General features: G+C 68.8%; 21 protein-coding genes. 20 read left to right on the top strand and 1 reads right to left on the bottom strand.

Annotated elements, in window-relative coordinates:
• Positions 1-69: 69 nt before the first annotated feature.
• The 20 genes from ACIA73_RS39540 (at position 70) to ACIA73_RS39445 (ending at position 16,131) form a co-directional block, all read left to right on the top strand.
• A complete protein-coding gene (locus tag ACIA73_RS39540) occupies positions 70-459 on the top strand; it encodes a hypothetical protein (RefSeq protein WP_399443829.1) in 390 nt (129 codons plus the stop codon).
• Positions 456-776, top strand: coding sequence for a hypothetical protein (locus tag ACIA73_RS39535; RefSeq protein ID WP_399443828.1), 321 nt, complete (start codon positions 456-458; stop codon positions 774-776). The genes ACIA73_RS39540 and ACIA73_RS39535 overlap by 4 nt, the downstream gene beginning before the upstream one ends.
• On the top strand, positions 773-1,126 hold the full coding sequence (locus tag ACIA73_RS39530) for a hypothetical protein (protein WP_399443827.1): 354 nt from the start codon (positions 773-775) through the stop codon (positions 1,124-1,126). The genes ACIA73_RS39535 and ACIA73_RS39530 overlap by 4 nt, the downstream gene beginning before the upstream one ends.
• Positions 1,119-1,538, top strand: a complete 420-nt coding sequence (locus ACIA73_RS39525; RefSeq protein ID WP_399443826.1) for a minor capsid protein — start codon at positions 1,119-1,121, stop codon at positions 1,536-1,538. Before ACIA73_RS39530 ends, ACIA73_RS39525 begins: the two co-directional genes overlap by 8 nt.
• 5 nt (positions 1,539-1,543) lie before the next feature.
• Complete coding sequence (locus ACIA73_RS39520) at positions 1,544-2,008, top strand: phage tail tube protein (RefSeq protein ID WP_399443825.1); 465 nt, start codon at positions 1,544-1,546, stop codon at positions 2,006-2,008.
• Positions 2,005-2,493 carry a hypothetical protein gene (locus ACIA73_RS39515; protein WP_399443824.1) on the top strand — a complete coding sequence of 163 codons (489 nt, stop codon included), beginning with the start codon at positions 2,005-2,007 and terminating at the stop codon, positions 2,491-2,493. Before ACIA73_RS39520 ends, ACIA73_RS39515 begins: the two co-directional genes overlap by 4 nt.
• A gap of 68 nt (positions 2,494-2,561) precedes the next feature.
• Positions 2,562-2,699, top strand: coding sequence for a hypothetical protein (locus ACIA73_RS39510; RefSeq protein ID WP_399443823.1), 138 nt, complete (start codon positions 2,562-2,564; stop codon positions 2,697-2,699).
• A 50-nt stretch (positions 2,700-2,749) separates the two neighbouring features.
• On the top strand, positions 2,750-5,152 hold the full coding sequence (locus tag ACIA73_RS39505; RefSeq protein WP_399443822.1) for a phage tail tape measure protein: 2,403 nt from the start codon (positions 2,750-2,752) through the stop codon (positions 5,150-5,152).
• Positions 5,153-5,155: 3 nt separating this feature from the next.
• Positions 5,156-6,478, top strand: coding sequence for a phage distal tail protein (locus ACIA73_RS39500; RefSeq protein ID WP_399443821.1), 1,323 nt, complete (start codon positions 5,156-5,158; stop codon positions 6,476-6,478).
• Positions 6,479-6,488: 10 nt separating this feature from the next.
• Complete coding sequence (locus tag ACIA73_RS39495; protein WP_399443820.1) at positions 6,489-7,469, top strand: hypothetical protein; 981 nt, start codon at positions 6,489-6,491, stop codon at positions 7,467-7,469.
• Positions 7,470-7,489: 20 nt separating this feature from the next.
• The gene (locus tag ACIA73_RS39490) at positions 7,490-8,593 is read left to right on the top strand and encodes a hypothetical protein (RefSeq protein ID WP_399443819.1); all 1,104 of its coding nucleotides are present in this window, start codon (positions 7,490-7,492) and stop codon (positions 8,591-8,593) included.
• On the top strand, positions 8,594-9,472 hold the full coding sequence (locus ACIA73_RS39485) for a hypothetical protein (RefSeq protein WP_399443818.1): 879 nt from the start codon (positions 8,594-8,596) through the stop codon (positions 9,470-9,472).
• Positions 9,473-9,486: 14 nt separating this feature from the next.
• Positions 9,487-10,449 (top strand): collagen-like protein, encoded by a 963-nt coding sequence (locus ACIA73_RS39480; RefSeq protein WP_399443817.1) that lies wholly within the window; start codon positions 9,487-9,489, stop codon positions 10,447-10,449.
• Between the two features lie 70 nt (positions 10,450-10,519).
• Positions 10,520-11,440 (top strand): N-acetylmuramoyl-L-alanine amidase, encoded by a 921-nt coding sequence (locus tag ACIA73_RS39475; RefSeq protein ID WP_399443816.1) that lies wholly within the window; start codon positions 10,520-10,522, stop codon positions 11,438-11,440.
• Between the two features lie 23 nt (positions 11,441-11,463).
• Complete coding sequence (locus ACIA73_RS39470; RefSeq protein WP_399443815.1) at positions 11,464-11,694, top strand: hypothetical protein; 231 nt, start codon at positions 11,464-11,466, stop codon at positions 11,692-11,694.
• On the top strand, positions 11,691-11,954 hold the full coding sequence (locus tag ACIA73_RS39465) for a hypothetical protein (RefSeq protein ID WP_399443814.1): 264 nt from the start codon (positions 11,691-11,693) through the stop codon (positions 11,952-11,954). Before ACIA73_RS39470 ends, ACIA73_RS39465 begins: the two co-directional genes overlap by 4 nt.
• 159 nt (positions 11,955-12,113) lie before the next feature.
• Positions 12,114-13,343 carry a helix-turn-helix domain-containing protein gene (locus tag ACIA73_RS39460; protein WP_399443813.1) on the top strand — a complete coding sequence of 410 codons (1,230 nt, stop codon included), beginning with the start codon at positions 12,114-12,116 and terminating at the stop codon, positions 13,341-13,343.
• A gap of 55 nt (positions 13,344-13,398) precedes the next feature.
• The gene (locus tag ACIA73_RS39455) at positions 13,399-13,830 is read left to right on the top strand and encodes a hypothetical protein (protein WP_399443812.1); all 432 of its coding nucleotides are present in this window, start codon (positions 13,399-13,401) and stop codon (positions 13,828-13,830) included.
• A gap of 619 nt (positions 13,831-14,449) precedes the next feature.
• The gene (locus ACIA73_RS39450; RefSeq protein ID WP_399443811.1) at positions 14,450-15,571 is read left to right on the top strand and encodes an adenosylhomocysteinase; all 1,122 of its coding nucleotides are present in this window, start codon (positions 14,450-14,452) and stop codon (positions 15,569-15,571) included.
• Between the two features lie 11 nt (positions 15,572-15,582).
• Entirely contained in the window at positions 15,583-16,131 is a 549-nt protein-coding gene (locus ACIA73_RS39445) for an NUDIX hydrolase (RefSeq protein WP_399443810.1), read from the top strand.
• 66 nt (positions 16,132-16,197) lie between these two features.
• Here ACIA73_RS39445 and ACIA73_RS39440 read toward each other — a convergent pair whose 3' ends face one another.
• On the bottom strand, positions 16,198-16,749 hold the full coding sequence (locus ACIA73_RS39440; RefSeq protein ID WP_399443809.1) for an acyl-CoA thioesterase: 552 nt from the start codon (positions 16,747-16,749) through the stop codon (positions 16,198-16,200).
• Between the last annotated feature and the right edge of the window lie 143 nt (positions 16,750-16,892).

Genomic DNA, 16,892 nt, shown 5'->3' with positions numbered 1-16,892 from the left:
TCGGATGACAAGCCGGCGGGGCGTTCTGCTGCCCCGGGCAAGGCCAAGAAGACCGACGGGGGGTGAGCCATGGGCCGCGTCTACGCGACCCCCGAGCAGCTCGCCCTCTACACCGGCACCCCGGCGCCCGAAGGTGTCGACCGGCTGCTCGCCCGCGCGTCCGAGGATGTCGACGCCGCCCTGCTCACCGCCGTCTACCGCGTCGACGACGACGGAGACCCCACCGACCCGGCCGTCGCCGCCGCCCTCGCCGCCGCCGTCTGTGCTCACGTCGAGTGGCAGCTCGCCACGGGTGATGACGGGACCGGCGCAGCCGGGCAATGGGACTCCGTATCCATCGGCCCCGTGTCCCTGTCCGGGCGCACCCCGGGCCCGCCCGCCGCGTCCGGCGTTGACCTCGCCCCCCGTGCACACCGCGCTCTGCGCGCGGCCGGACTGCTTCCGGGGGTGATCTGGTGAAGGTCCCCGCCGGCCTGCTCCGCCACCGCATCACGGTCGAGCCGTACCGGGGCGACTCGGCGTACGGCCCGATGTACGACCCGCCCGTCGCAGGCGTCCGCGCCCTGGTCGCTCACACCGTCGCGCAGGTCCGCCGTGCGAGCGACGGCCGCGAAGTCGTCAGCACCGCGCAGGTGATCACCCTGCCCGGCCTCGACTGTCCGCCCGGATCACGGGTGACCCTGCCCGACGGCCGTGTGACGACCGCTATTTCGACGTCCCACCACACCGCCCCGGGCCTGCCCGTGCCCGCCTGTACGGAGGTGAGGACGGAATGACCGCACGCGCCCGCCTCACATGGAACGGCGCCGCCGCTTTGCGCGGCACCCGGGCCGGAACCGTGCGCGGACTGCGCCTCGCAGCTGAACACGTTCTCGAACGCTCCCGCCGTCGAGTCCCGATCGAAGAGGGAACGCTCGAACGGTCCGGCGTCGCGTCGGTCGACGAGGAGGCACTGACCGCCGGTGTCTCGTACGACTCCAAGTACGCGGTACGGCAGCACGAGGAACTCAGCTACCGGCACGACGCAGGGCGGACCGCCAAGTACCTGGAAGGGCCCGTAACCGAAGAGGCCGGGGCCGTCGCGGACATCATCGCCGCGCAGGTCCGGAGGTCCCTCCGTGGCTGACCTGCTCGACGGAATCGCCCGGTACCTCGCCGCCGCCGGCCTGCTCACCTACAACCCGAACGGCACCTCGGGTGACACGTTCGTCGAGGCCATGCCCCCAGTGCCCGACCGTGCCGTGTCCCTCGCCCTGTACGACGGCGGAGCCCCGGAAGCACGGGACGACGCCGAGCAGCGGCGCCTACAGGTGCGCACGCGCGGCACCGCCGACCCCCGCGTATCCCGGGTCCGGTGCGAGGCCCTGTACCGGGCCCTGCACGGCCTTGCGGACGTCGAGTTGCCCGACGGTTCGTGGCTCACCCTCGCCGCCGCGCGCGGCACCCCCGCCCCTATGGGCGCCGACAGCAACGGCCGGCACGAACACGTCGTGAATTTCGACCTCGACGTGTCCGGCCCCACCATCCCGAAGGAGTAACGCCCATGGCCGGACGGCCGATTGATGCCCGCGGCTGGCAGTTCGAAGTCGAGGACATCGACGCAACCCCCGCGAAGTGGCTCCCGATATCCGGAATCACCACGTTCACGCACAACCCGGGGGAGAACGAGGAGACGATCGACACCACCGCGTTTGACAGCGATGGCCAGTACGAACAGGACGTCATGCAGCGTGGCGCGACCCTGGAAATCGAGGGTCAGTACCGCATCGACAAGACCACCAAGGCGCAGGACCCCGGACAGGCGTACATCGACCACGTGTGGGCGCAGGGTCTCGGTATCGACTCCCGCAACCGGGTCCGGTGGCGCCACAACACGCAGGTTGCATGGGTGGTGTGGGATGCCACGGTGACCCCGGGCGAGCAGGGCGGAGGCACCAACGACAAGACGTCATGGTCCGCTTCCATCACGCGTTGCGGTCCGGCCACGTCGGAAGCGGTGACGCCGTGAACGACCTCGACCTCGACAACGTCGACCAGGACGACGAACACCTCGACCAGAACCAGGGCGGCGCGGCGGACTTTGATGCGTTCTTCGCCGAGGAGTCCGCGACCCGTCCGCGCGAACGGCTCACCCTGTACGGGCACAAGTACGTGCTGCCCGAATCCCTGCCGCTTCTGTTCACACTCCAGATGGAGCGCGTCCAGAATTCCGACGACCCCGACGACGTCCGCAAGATGCTGTCCACCCTGTTCGGGGCCGACGTCCTTGACCTGTGGGCCGAGAAGGGGATGGACGACCGGCAGCTCGGCATCGTCCTTATCTACGCCGCCGCGAACATCCGCACCCCGGGCAGTCTGTCCATGGCGCGTGCGGCCGAGCTGCACGCGGAGCAGGAAGCGGGAAAAGCCGCGGCGCCGAACCGGGCGGCGCGGCGCGCGAAGCCGGCGAAGACGAAGACGAAGAAGGCGGCGCATTCTGGCGCACGGTCCTGACCCACTGGGGCGCCGTCGAGGGTGACCTCGCCCGCGAATACGGCACCGCCCCGGGCGACCTCGCCCGCATGTCCACCCGCAGGTTCCTGGTCCTGGTGACCAACCTCCCCTCCGAGTCCGGGTTCGCCCGGGCCTGGCGCAGCACCCCCCGCGCCGTGTCCGACCCGGCAGAGATCGCAGCAATCACCGGCCTGCCCGCAGGCTGACCGCACTACCGGCGTACGTCGCCGGATGACCCCCGAAAGGTGGTGATCCGGTGGCACTGACCGTAGGCGAGCTGCTCGCCACGATCACAGTTGACGACGCTCCCGCACAGGCCGGCATGGGCCGCGCCGAGGCCGGAATGCGTGCCACCGGAAACGCCATGGTCGGGGACGCCGACCGGGCCGGACAGCAGGCCGGACGCGCGCTCGGCGACGGTATGGCCGACGGGAGCGACCGGGCCGCGTCCGGCGGCGCGTCCGCCCTGAAGGCGTTCGGGTGGGCCGCACTCGGTGCAGGCATCGGCGCCGCCCTGATGGCCGGCATCGGCCAGGCCCTCGAACAGGGCAAGATCCAAGGGACGTTGCAGGCGCAGCTCGGCAGCACGGGCCCGGTTGCCGCGAAGCACGGCAAAGCGGCCGGCGACCTGTACGCGGGGGCGATCGTCGACTCGGTGCAGACCGGCGCCGACGTCATCAAGGGCATAGCTCAAAACGGTCTGCTGCCCCCGGAAGCGACGTCCGCGCAGATCACGACCATGGGGCGGCGCGTCGCCGATACCGCCGGCGTCATGGGCGAGGACGTCGGCAAGGTGTCCCGCGCCGTCGGCGTCATGCTCAAGTCGGGCATAGCCAAGTCTGCCGACGAGGCAATGAACGTGCTCGTTAAGGGCACGCAGAAGGGCGTCAATTCCGCCGAGGATCTCCTCGACACCTTCGCGGAGTACCCCACTCAGTTCCGGGATTTGGGGCTGGACGCACAGACCGCAATGGGTCTGATGCAACAGGGGTTGCAGGGCGGTGCCCGCGATGCGGACACCGTCGCGGACGGTTTGAAGGAATTCGCCATCCGCAGCAAGGACATGTCGAAAGGCAGCGTCGAGGCGTTTCAGGCCATCGGGCTTAACGCCGGGACGATGGCGAAGGTGTTCACGGACGGCGGTCCGAAAGCGGCCGGCGCCCTCGATACCGTCCTCGACCGCCTGCGCAAGGTCGAGGATCCGGCCAAGCGGAACGCCATTGCCGTTGGGCTTTTCGGTACCAAAGCCGAGGATTTGCAGTCCGCACTTTTCAAGATGGACCCCAGCTCGGCGGTAAACGCGCTGGGCAGCGTAAAGGGTGCGGTCGACGGCGCAGGCAATGCCATGCGCGACAATGCCGCAACGAAGATTGAAGTATTCAAGCGGGCAGCCATTCAGGGTGTTGTCGAGCTGCTCGGCACGTACGTCATTCCCGCCCTGATGAAGGGCGCCGAATGGGTCGCAAGTCTGGGCAGCGCGTTCGCCACGGCCGGTGCATTCATCTCCCAGCACTCGACCGCGTTTTCGATCGTTGCCGGCATCATCACGGCAATATTCCTGCCGACCCTGATAGTCCTCGCCGTACAGGCAGGCATCACCGCCGCGGCCGTCGTGACGAGTTGGGTCACACAGACCGCCGCAGGAGCAACAGCGGCCGTACGCTTCCTCGCCACAAACGCGCTGCTGCTCGCCGGATGGATCGCGCAGGGAACGGGCGCGCTCGCAGCGGCCGGCCGCGTGGTCGCCGCGTGGGTCCTCATGGGCGTTCAGTCCATGATCCAGGGCGCCCGGATGGCTGCCGCGTGGGTCCTCGCAATGGGTCCCGTCGGCTGGATCATCGCCGCCATTGTCGCTCTGGTCGCGTTGGTCGTCGGCAACTGGGACACCATCGTTTCGGCAACGAAAACCGCGTGGGATTGGGTATGGAACAAGATTAAGGGAGTGGGAAAGTTCCTGCTCGACCTGTTCCTGAATTTCACCCTCGTTGGCATCATCATCAAGCATTGGGATTCCATCAAGGCCGGAACTCAGCGCGCATGGGATGCCGTAGTGAATTGGGTCAAGGGAATCCCTGGGAAGATCGTCGATTTCTTCCTGAACTGGACTCTCGTTGGGCTGATCATCAAGCATTGGGATTCCATCAAAACCGGTGTCGCACGCAAGGCCGTCGAACTGGTCGCGTACGTGAAGGGACTCCCCGAGCGTCTGGGCCGCGCAGTCGGAAATCTCGGAAGGCTCCTGTACGACAAGGGAGTTGACACCGTAAAGGGCATGTGGAACGGCATCAAGTCGATGGGTGCTTGGCTGGGCCGTCAGCTTGTCAGCTTCGCAAAGAATATGATTCCGGGACCGATCGCAAAGGCACTCGGAATTCACTCGCCGTCGCGTGTCATGGCGCGTTCGGTGGGCCGCTGGATTCCCGCCGGAATTGTTGCCGGTATCCGGTCCGGGCAGGGCGACCTCGACCGCACCATGACGAATCTCGTCAAGCCCACCCCCGCCCCGGCGTTCGCCGGAACCGTCGCCGGCGCCCCGACGTTCGGCATGGCCCCGGGCAACAACCGCGCCGCCGTGCACATCGAGCATTGGCACGGTGGCGAGCAGACCCCCAGCGAAAACGCAGCCGCTCTTGAGTGGCGCATGAAGGCGAGGGGGTGAACCGTGGCCGCAGGCGACCAGGTGAACGCCCCGGGGCACGTCCAGCTCGGCGAACTGCTGCTCGGCCGTGGCACCCCCTACCGGTGGCGCAAGCTCACCGGCTGGGAAGATCTCCCGGGCCTCGATTCCGGAAGCGTCCCCCGCGCGGGCGCGCATGGGGCGATCCTCGGCCGGCTGCTCGCGCAGTCCCGGGTGATCACCCTCGACGGAATCATGATCCGGGCCCGCCCGGACGATATCGGCGTCGTCGTGCAGCAGCTCGGCGACGCCACCCCGGTCATGGACGACGAGCAGCCGCTCGTGGTCCAGCTCGACACCCGGGGCCCGCTCCTGTCCTGGGTCCAAGTCACCAACAGGGCGATACCGGTTGAACCGTCGTACCGGGTCGGAACCATCACCGGGGCCGCACTCCAGTTCACCGCGACCGACCCGCGCCGGTACGAACTCACAGAGCGCACCGCCCGCACTGCCTTGCCCGCGCACGAGTCCGGCCTGCGTTTCGGTGGGGGCACCCCCACACAGCAGCTCACCCCCTCGCAGGCCGCCGGAACGGGTCCGGTCACCGCGTGGCGGACGACGGGGGGCGTCACCCTCGGCACGTCCGGGGGCGTGGTGACGGCGACCGTCACCGCGGCGTCGCCCGCCGCGCCGGCGTACGTCTTTTGGAACCAGGGCGAGGACCCCGCGCCCTACCCCGTCAAGCCCGGTGAAGTGGTCACGTTCGCTGCCGACGGGATCCCCAAGGGCGCCCGTGTGCAGCTCACATGGTGGGGACTCGACGGCGAGTACATGACGACGTCGGACGGCGCGCAGGTGCTCACCGTCGCCGCCCCGGAGGGAGCCGCGGGGGTGACGCCCCTGATCTACTGGGCTGCCGTTCCCTCCCCGGCCACGGCGCCGCTCGGCCCCTCCCGCCTGCTCGTTCCGGGCCTGTCCACGGAAACGCTGGTGTGGCCGCTGGACTGGGGCACCCCGGGCAGCACCGGCACCGTCACCGTGCACAACACCGGGAACGCACCCGCACACCCGGTCGTCGAGTTCCGGGGCCCGGTGTCCCTGCCGAGCATCACCAACCTCGCCACGGGCGACGTCCTCGAATACGACCTCGACCTCGCCGAGGGGGAGCTGCTCACCGTCGACACCCGCGAGGGAACGGTGCTGCTCGGCGGTGAAACGTCCCGCCTGTACGCCGCGACCTCGCGCAGCGTCCCCGAACAGAGCTGGGCCCTGTGGCCCGGCGCGGCCGACCTCGCGTTCCGGTCTGCCCCGGGCCTCGCCCACCCCGCCGCGTCCGCCGTCATCCGGTGGCGTTCGGCCTACTGGTAAGGAGCACCCTTTGACCACCCGTGCCGCGTGGCTACTGCCCGTCGGGCAGACCCGCGAAGACACCCGCATCACCCCCAACGGCACGATGACCCCGACCGGTGAACTCACCACCCGCCCCGGGGTCATCGCCGGCGGGAAGCCGTTCGCCGCGACCGGCGCAGGCACCATGCAAGTGCAGATCGGCACCGGCCGCGCCGTCGTTCAAGGCACGACCGCACAGGGCGCCTACCCCGTCGCGGTGACCTCGCCGGAAACCCTCACGGTCGGGGACGGCGCCGCGCAGCACCCCCGCCTCGACACGGTCGTACTCAAGGTCTACGACGGGTTGTACGACATCAGCGGAACCACGCTCGCCGCCGTCGAGATCCTGCGCGGCGAACCGGCCGCGGCACCCGTTCCCCTGCCGCTCCCGCCCGCGTGCCTGCCCTTGTGGGACATCCGCGTACCGGCCGGCACGTCCGCCGGAACGGGTGGCATCAACTGGACCACCGCCCTTACCGACCGCAGGCAGTACGCCGCGTCGTACGCGGGAATCACCCCCGGCGGGGGCACCTACCCGGGCGCCTACCCGGGGCAGTACCGCGACAACGCCGGCACCCTCGAACGCTGGGACGGTACCGCCTGGCGTGTCTACCGGCCGCCGCTGAACGTCGAGGCAACCACCGCCGGCGCGAGCGCCGGAACAGGGTTCGCGCTGCTGAGCTTCAACGGCCGCAGGGTCGGGGGTGTCTGCTCGGTCACCGCCGAATTCAACCGCACCGGCGCCACCATCAACGTCCCGACCGGCGGGAACATCACCGACGTCCAGCTCGGCACCATCCCCGCCGGCTGGACACCCGCCGTGGCCATCGAGGGCGCGGCATCCGACGGAATCGGCGACGGGGGTGTCTACGTCAACCCCTCGGGCGGAATCCTGCTCCGCACCTGGTCGTCCGGCGGATCCATCGCTACCGGCCGCAGCATCCGCGTAGCCGCCTGCTTCGTTCAGTGATACCGCCGGGAGGTGCCCCCGTGCCCCCCACCACCTACCGGGCCATTTTCTGCGACCTGCGCAGCGACCAGGTCATCGACTCCCTGCCCGTACAGGGGGTCAGCCTCGACGACTTCCTCGGCAAGAGCGGCAGCATGTCCGCCACCGTCCCCGTGCCCAACGCCGGCATTGCCGCACGCGCAAAGGCCGCCATCGTCCCGGGGCGTACCGCCGTATGGCTGGAGCGGGGACGTGACATCTGGTGGGGCGGAATCCTGTGGACGTCCGCCGTACAGTCCGACGCCCGAGGGTTCCTGAACGTGCCGATACAGGCAGGAACTTGGGACACCTACCTGTCGCACCGGATGCTCTACGACACCCTCGCCACGGCCGTACCGACGGATCAGTACGACATCGTCCGTTCGCTGCTCGACTATGTCGCGCGCACCCCCGGCGGAGACATCGGCATCGAGTACGACGCCGAACCGTCCGGAGTCCTGCGCGAGCGGACCTACAGCCGCTACGACCTGCCCGTCGTCCGCGACCTGGTCGAGCAGCTCGGAAAGGTCGAGGGCGGGTTCGAGTGGCGCATCGCATCGTTCCGGGACGTCAACGGCCGCCGCGTGAAAAAGCTTCAGCTCGGCACCCCGGTCATCCGCACCGGGCATACCGACATCGTCCTCGACCACCCCGGGCCCATCACCGCGTACACATGGCCCGTTGACGCGACCAGCCGCGCGAACGCGTGGCAGTCCCGGGGCGCGAGCGACAACCGCAACCAGGCGAGCGACTCCGTACCGCTCACCTCGCGGCTGCACCAGGCCGCCGAGGACATCGACGCAGGATGGCCGCGCCTCGACGGCAGCAGCGACTACTCGACCGTGGAGAAGCAGACCACCCTCGACGCGCACGCCGGCGCCGACCTCGCCGCCGCCCGCGCCGGAACGGTGATTCCCGAGATCACCCTCGACATGTCCCGCGCCCCCGTCACCCCTGCCCTGCTCGGCGCGACCGTGCGCCTGCGCATCCGCGACCTGTGGCACCCGGTACCGCTCGACGCCCGGTACCGGGTCGTCGGCATGTCCATTTCCCCGCCCGAGCGTGGGCGCGGGGAGACCGCGAAACTCTACTTGGAGGCCGCCTAAATGGCAGCGATCCCCCTCGACCTGCTCGACCGCATCCGCGCCCTTGAACAGCAGGTACGCGAACTCACCGGCCGCGCACAGACCCGGCCGGCCCTTGACAAGATCCTGCACGGCGACGTCACGGTCGGGGAGGGCGGTCGCCTGCTTGTCCAGGACCCCGACGGAACGCACATCTTCGAGACCGGGCAGGCCCCGCAAGGCGACTGGTTCGTACGACTGCGCCGCGATACGGGCGCCGTCGCACTCGGTGTCGGCGCCAACACCTACACCGGCGACGACACACGGCAGATGGTCCGCATGTTCAGCCGCACCGGGCAGGCCGTCGTGATGGATGACTACTACGCCGACGAGTACCTCGGCCGGCCGTCCATCCCGATCCCGTGGCAACCCACCACCACCGTGAGCAGCACAGCCACCGCACCGGTAACCGCGTGGCTGGCAGCACAGCGGGTGCAGTGCGCCGTGTTCTACCTGACCGCCGAAATGTGGTGTCCCGCCAACACCACCGTCACGGCCGAACTGGAGTTCCGGGGGCCCGGCGACGCCGGTTACGAATCCTGGCAGACGTGGACCGCCACAGCCGGCGCAGCGGGCAAGTGGGAGTCGCTGGTAGTCGCCCGCCCCATGCACCGCATCGCGCACTTTTCGCACGTGACTTGGCGCCTGCGTCATCACGTCGTCAAGGGCACCGGCACGGTGGTTACGCAGGTCATCGGGAGCTACCAGCGCAACACCCAAACGGCCGCCGAGACCCCGGACCCGCCCGTACAGGCCGCCGCGCAGACCCCCGCACTCTTCGCCGCCCCCCTGCCCGAGCCTGCCCCGGACACGGCCGCACCGCCGAACCCCGGGCCAGGACTGCACCCCCTCGACGAGTAAGGAGGCCGTCCTACGTGCTCCCCGAATCCATACCCACCGTCAAGGTCACCGGCCGCTACCTCGCCCCCGACGGGACTCCGTTGACCGGCGCCGTCACCTTCCGCGCCCCCGCCGTCCTCACATTCGGCGCGGCCGACGTCATCCTCGGCGGACCCGTCACCGTCCGTCTCGACGCCGCCGGCGTCGTGACCGTCATCCTGCCTGCTACCGATGCGCCAGGCATGGACCCCGCCGGATGGGCGTACACCGTCACAGAGCAACTCGCAGGGGTCCCCTCGAACCGCTCGTACAACGTCCTGCTCCCCGCCGCTCAGCGCACCGTCGACCTCGCCGACATCGCCCCCCGCGACCCCGCCAAGGGCAACTATCTGCCTGTTGAAGGCCCGCCCGGGCCGCGCGGGGAAACCGGCGCACGCGGCGCCACCGGAGCCCAGGGCCTACCGGGCACACCGGGCGCCGCCGGGAAGGACGGAGCACCCGGAGCCCCGGGCGCGGCAGGGCAGCCCGGCGTCGTCCAGTCCGTCAACGGCATCAGCGCGCCCGCGATCACCCTCACCGCCGCCGACATCGACGCCATGCCCGACAACGGCGAAGTCGGGGGAAACCTGTTCCTCAACACACCAACCGTCGACTACCGCGGCTTGTCGTTCCAGACCAACGGACTCAACAGGTGGGTTTACCAGGTCGACGCCACACCCGAAGGTGCAGCCGACACCGGCAGCAATTTCGAGCTAGCCGCATGGACCAACGCCGGGCAGTGGAAAAGCACCGTTCTCTACGGTGACCGCTCAACCGGAAACGTTGGTCTCGGCACCACCGCCCTTGCACTCAATGCCAAGTTGACCGTAGCCGGGGGCGTTGCCCTACGGAACGTCGCCACCGCGCCGGCCGCCGTCGCGGGATCGGTCGTGCTGTATGCCGAGGGAGGGCAGTTGAAGGTCGTCACTGCCACCGGCAACCGGGTCACCCTCGCCTGACCCACCCCCACTACTTCGCCCCGTCCGGCACCCCGGACGGGGCTTTCTCGTACCCACGGAAGGGCCACCCATGGCAACCCCTCTCACCGCCGACCGCTTCCTCGCCGCCCTGCGCGACGAGCAGCTCGACGTCGTCGAAGTCGGCAACTGGAAGACCCACAACCGGCAGGGCCACGGCGCGTGGGGCCCGATTCACGGCGTGATGATCCACCACACCGTGACCGAGGGCACTGGTAACTCGGTACGGCTGTGCCGCGACGGACACAGCACCCTGCCCGGGCCGCTCTGTCACGGCGTCATCGACAAGGCCGGCCGCGTGCACCTCGTCGGATACGGCCGCGCCAACCACGCCGGACTCGGCGACGACGACGTACTGCGCGCCGTCCTCACCGAGCAGCCACTACCGGCCGACAACGAAGCGAACACCGACGGGAACAGCCGTTTCTACGGGTTCGAGTGCATCAACCTCGGCGACGGGCGCGACCCGTGGCCCGAGCAGCAGGTCGAGGCGACCGCCCGCGCCGCCGCCGCACTGTGCCGCGCGCACGGCTGGGGCGCCCGTTCCGTCATCGGACACTCGGAGTGGCAGCCCGGCAAGATCGACCCGCGCGGCCCGATCGGCAAATCCGGCGGGCCCGCACTCACCATGGAGCGGATCCGCGCCCGCGTCGCCGAGCTGCTCGCCGCGAAGCCGAGCAGGCCCTCGCCGCCGACCAGGCCGACGCCGCCGTACACCCCGCCGCCGTTCCCGCTCGGCCTCGCCCCGGGCAAGTCGACACCGTCGGCTCGGGGGTTGCAGCGCGTACTCAAGGCCACGGGCTTCATGCCCCGGTCCGTCGTCGAGTCCGATGCGTACGGGCCCTCGACGCAGGCAGCCGTCGCCCGATTCCACAACGCGCATCCCGCCTACCGCGCCCGGGGCAAGGCGTACGACCCGGCGCTCGGTACACGCGGCTGGACCTACCTGCACCGCCTCGCCAACACCAAGTAACCGCACCCCGAAGGAGTTCCACCATGACCGACGCAGCCAAGCGCACCGCCCGCACGATCGTGCAGACCGCCGTCGCCCTCGCCGTCGCCCTCCCCGCGATCGTCGACGCATCCGGCATCCCGGCCGCCCTCCCGTGGGTCGCCGGTGCCCTCGCCGTCGCGGGTGGCCTCGCCCGTGTGATGGCCCTGCCGTCCGTGCAGTCCATGCTCCCGGCGTGGATCCGCACCGACCAGAAGCCGGCGGACCGCCAGTGACCGAACCCTCGCCGACCGACCCGGCCGCCGTCACGCTCGAACTCGAACGTCTGCGACGCACCATTGAAGTCGGCTTCACACGTACCGACGGGTCCCTCGCGCTACTCGTCCAGCGCGATGACCAGTTCGCCGCGCAGCTCGCGGAGTTGGAAGGGCGCATTGCGGCCGTCGAGCGGACTCGATGGCCGCTCCCCTCTCTTATGGCACTTGTCGCCCTGGTCGGCCTCGCCGTCGCTCTGTGGCCGAGCAGCGCTCGGTAGCCCCCGCCTCGAACAGCACGGCAGCCCGCCCCCGCCCGGCCTCGCGCCGGGTGGGGGCGGTTTTGTCGTTGTCGGCGTATTGGTTGCCCTGCATCCCTCGGCACCTGCCCCGCTCCCTGGGTACCGTTCAAAGGTAGGACCCCTACGGACGGAGCCTTGATGCTAGAAGAAGCCGAGAAGATCGGCCGTCGTGTTCGCCGCGCGCGACTCCGTTTGGGGATGACGCAGGCTGACCTCGCCTCCGCCCTGGGGATGTCGCAGGGGTGGGTATCCAAGATGGAAAACGGCCGAATTGAGCTGGACCGGGTCGGCCTGCTCAACAAGGTTGCATCCGAGCTGCATGTGCACCCGAACGACCTGATCGGCCGCCCGTACAACAGCTCACCCAGCGAGAACCAGTGGCAGGTCTCCGCGTCATCCATCCTGCGCGAGATGCGCCGATACGACCTCGCACCCGTTTTCGATGGCACCCCACGTTCCTCTAGCCAGCTCTGGCAGGAGACAACACGACTGCACCGACTTCGTGACGCTGCGGCCAACGTAGCAATCATGAAAATCCTCCCGGACCTCTTCCGGGAAGCGCGCGCCCTCGCCGAAGTCGCCGATGGGCACGAACGCGAGGAAGCGTTCGCGGTCTACTCCGTGGCCTGCAAGTTCGCGCACACTGCTGCGCACGCCCTTGGACATCCGGAGTTGGTCGCAATGGCCTGCGAACGCGCGGCATGGTCTGCGCGGCTGTCCGGCGACCCCGTCATGCCCGCCGTCACCGACTGGATGCGCGTGTGGGACATGTGGGCAACAGCCGATTGGGAAGACGCCATTGCCCTATCGGACAAGGCCATTCACAGCGTGCAGGACGGCTACGACCAAGGCGAGCCGCTCGCCGTGCGCGCATGGGGATCACTGCAACTTCGTGCCGCAATCTCCGCAGCCCGGGGCAAGCGGAAGGCAGAGGCGAAGGACCGCGTCCAGCACGCGAAGGCAGCAGCCGCTCGCCTGTCCGAGTACAGCGGCCCGCATGTCTACGATCGGCACTCGCTCACATTCTCGCCCGGCAACGTCCAGATCCACGCGATCAGCGTTGCTCTGGAAATGGGCGAGCAGCGCGAGGCCCTCGCCATAAACCGGCGCACACCCCCTGACCTGATCAAAACGTTGCCCAACTCCCGCCAGGGACATCACCACATGGACCTTGCGCGCGCATGGTTGTGGGACGGCAACAGGGACAAGGCCGTCAAGGCGTTGGAAGACGCCGAGCGCTTGGCACCTCAGCTCATCCGTAATCACCCCATCGCGCGCGCCACCCTGCGGAGCGTCGTCTACGCCGAGCGAGCAGCCACGCGCGAGAAGCTGCGCCGCATGTCAGACCGCTTTCACCTCGACGGATGAAGGTGATATTCCTGCCGTTCATGTTCAGCGGTCGCCGCTCTCCTAGCTTCGAAGCATGGCCGAACAGACCTCGAAGCAAATCCCCGCACGGAGCGTCGAGTTAAGCCCTGGCGCCCCGTTTCACCCCCGGCTCGGAGACCTCGCCGCCGACCTCGCACGAGCGGGCCGAATCGGCGTAGTCGTGGCCCTGCCGAGCGACACGTCGGCTTCGTACCACCTGCGCCCGCCGGGGGGCGGTCAGGAATGGTCGGCCCGATTCGACGGCACCACCCTGCGACCGGTGCCCGTTCCCGTGACGCACGTCGTACCCCTGCAACGGGATGCGGCGTACGACGAGCAGACCCAGCACATCACCCTGCCCGTCACGGTGCACCATGAAGACGGCGGCACCTCCGAGTCGATCCTGACCCTCACCGCTGCTCAAGCAGAGTTGTACTACGGGCAGTTCGGAAGAATCCTTGCGCGACACGAGCTGGGCAAGCGGTGAAGAGCATGACTGCCCCCGCGCTCTGGTACGCACCCCCCGGGTTCGCCCCGCCGCCTAGCCGTACCGTCATCGCGTACCGGTGTGAAACCACGGCGCGCGACCTCGACGGCCGTGTCGAGGTGATCCTCGGAACGTATCGCGCGACGTCCGCACGCCTCGCCGCACGATGGTTCCGCAGCGACGCCAGGCACCTCGCCGCCCTGCTCGCCCCGACCCCGTCAGCCCCCTTCCTGGCCGACGCACCGTTGCTTCAAGCTCACCCGGATTGTCCGCGCCCTGACCTTGAACTGCTCACGTGGGCCGATAGCCCGCGCAGGTTCGAACAAGCCCTGCGCACCCTGGCAGCCGCCAAGCCGTTCGCTTTCACCGTCACGGACTACGACGCCCGGTACACGCTTGCCGCTTACCCCCTGCGCTTTCGCCAGGGCAACCGATCCCCCGCTTTCGCCGGGTGCCTCCCCCCTTCCCCGGCGAAAGCGGGTCGCCACCCCGCACGTTTTGCGTGGCACCTCGCCCCATGACTGCCGCCCCCGCTCAGCTCGGTTCCGCCGGCGCGAGGGCGGTACACCGCACCATCCGTCAGGATCCGCACCGCCCCTAGACCCAGGGAAGTGAATCCATGGAGCAATTCGAGCGCGCCCGCCTCGACGCCTACTTCGCACGGATCGCCGAGACGTTCGCCCCGACCGAGTCACCGTCGTCCTTCCTGGTCACCCACCTACTGCCGGAACGGCCGTCCTTCGTCCGGTCGGTGGGTACCGTCTCCCGTCTCCGGGCCGTACTGCCCAAGCCCAAATCCATCGACCCGGCAGCCCGTCGGGAGATCGAGAAGACAACGCAGTGCGATGCCCTGTCACGCGAGTTGTTCGAGAACGCCAGCTCGACCGTCGACTACTTCGAGTCGCGCGCGGGCGGCGAGGCTGTCGTGCTGTGCGACGTCGGCGGATACTTCGCCCCCACGCTTGACGAACTCTGTGACCGATTCTCCGGCCGAATCCTGGGCGTCGTCGAGGACACCGAGAACGGACACAAGAGGTACGCCGAGCGGGACAAGCTCCCCTGCCCCGTCGTCTCCGTGGCCCGCTCACCGTTGAAAGACCCGGAGGACTTCCTCGTGGGGCAGTCCGTCGTGTTCTCAACCGAGGCGCTCATGCGCAACCGTGGCGACATCCTGCACGGCCGTCCCGCACTCGTCATCGGCTTTGGCAAGCTCGGTAGCTCCATCGCCCGCCTGCTGCACGCAAAGGGCGTACAGGTCACCGTGCATGACATCGACCCCGTACGCCGCACACAGGCCCTTTCGCAGGGCTTCACAGTGGCCCGGGACCGCGACGCGGCCCTGCACGGCGCGGGTCTCGTCTTATGCGCGACCGGCGCCGTCTCCCTCCGGGGCGAGGACTTCGCATCACTGCGTAACGGTGCCTACGTCGCCACGGTCACCAGCAGCGAGGACGAACTCGACCTCGACGCCCTGCCTGACGTCTACCAGCGGACACCGAACGGCGAGCACGTCACCCGCTACCAGACGACGGGGCACTACTTCTACCTGCTCAACGGAGGCAACGCCGTCAACTTCCTGCACGGCGCGTCCGTCGGGCCTTTCATCTTCCTTGTGCAGGCCGAGATACTCGCGGGTCTCCAGATGCTCACCCGCGAGGACATCGGAAACGGTATGCACGAGGTAGACGCCGCCGATCGGGCAACCATCGCGGCAACCTGGCTCAGCTACTTCAATCGCTAGGAGAAGCGCACATGCCGATCACGGCACAGCACGTTCGCGAAACCCTCGACGCCTACCTCGCCGACCACCCCGAGGAGAAAGAGGCTCTCTCCGTTCTCTCGGAAGTCCTCGACGCGGCCGGCGACTCGATTACCTCGCGCAAGGAGTTCCGGGGTCACGTCACCGCCGGCGCAGTCCTGCTTCGCCCCGACGGCCGCGTACTGACCATCCATCACCGCGCCCTCGACCGGTGGCTGCTCCCTGGCGGACACGTCGAGGACAGCGACTCGACCCTGCTCGACGCGTCCGTGCGCGAGCTGGCTGAAGAAACCGGAGTCCACCCGGACCGCATCGAGCCGGACAGTGCCGAGCTGCTCCACATCGACGCGCACTCGATTCCGGCGAACGAGGACAAGGGCGAGGCTGAACACCTTCACTTCGACTTCCGGTACCTGCTCCGCTCGACGGCCGACATGGTCGAGCTGCAAGAGGAAGAGGTCACCGCGTACTCGTGGATGTTCGCCGACATGCTCACCGATGAGCCCCTGCGCTCCCGCGTACTGGCTGCCGTACGTCCGTAGCGGTCAAGCAGTACGACGGCCCCGTTGCCTCGCTCAGGAGGTAACGGGGCCGCAGCACATTCACGCTCAGCCGTCGAGGCCCTCGGCCACCCGCTGCTCCCGCAGTTCCTTGATGGCCCGGCGCCGGGCGAGACGGTGCGTACGCCGGATCTGTGCTTCCTGATAGCGCCGCTGGTCGCGTTCCGTCTCCGGAATCACCGGCGGAACAGGCCGCGGCTTTCCGTCGGCGTCGACGGCGGCGAACACCAGGTACGCCGTACCGACCTGCTGCGCGGGGGTCGATTCATTCCAACGCTCGGCCATCACGCGGACTCCGATTTCCATGGAGCTGCGGCCGGTCCAATTACATTGAGCTTGCACATGAACTAGATCGCCGGCCCTCACCGGGGACAGGAAAACCATCTCGTCCATGGACGCCGTGACCGCCGGTCCGCCCGAGTGCCGACCCGCAACCGCACCGGCCGCGTCGTCGACCAGCTTCATGATCACCCCGCCGTGCACTGTGCCGAGCAGGTTCGTGTCGCTCGCCGTCATGATGTGACTCAGGGTAGTTCGCGAGGCGGCGCCCGACTTGCCGGGTGCGTCGGCGTCCAGCTCGGTAAGGACAGATTCGGTCATACGATCCAGCGTAAACGGCGTCGCAGGACTCCTCTCCCCACACAGCAGAGACAGCCCCACCACCCGCATCACGGGTAGCAGGACCGCCTCGCTATGGCGTTTCCGCTGGTCAGCCTGGTTTGTGCTTTAGGGGATCACACGTG

Origin of the sequence: Streptomyces sp. NPDC051561 (assembly GCF_044454195.1) — a bacterium.
Taxonomy (GTDB): Bacteria; Actinomycetota; Actinomycetes; order Streptomycetales; family Streptomycetaceae; genus Streptomyces.
This window is presented reverse-complemented; position numbering and strand designations above follow the sequence as displayed.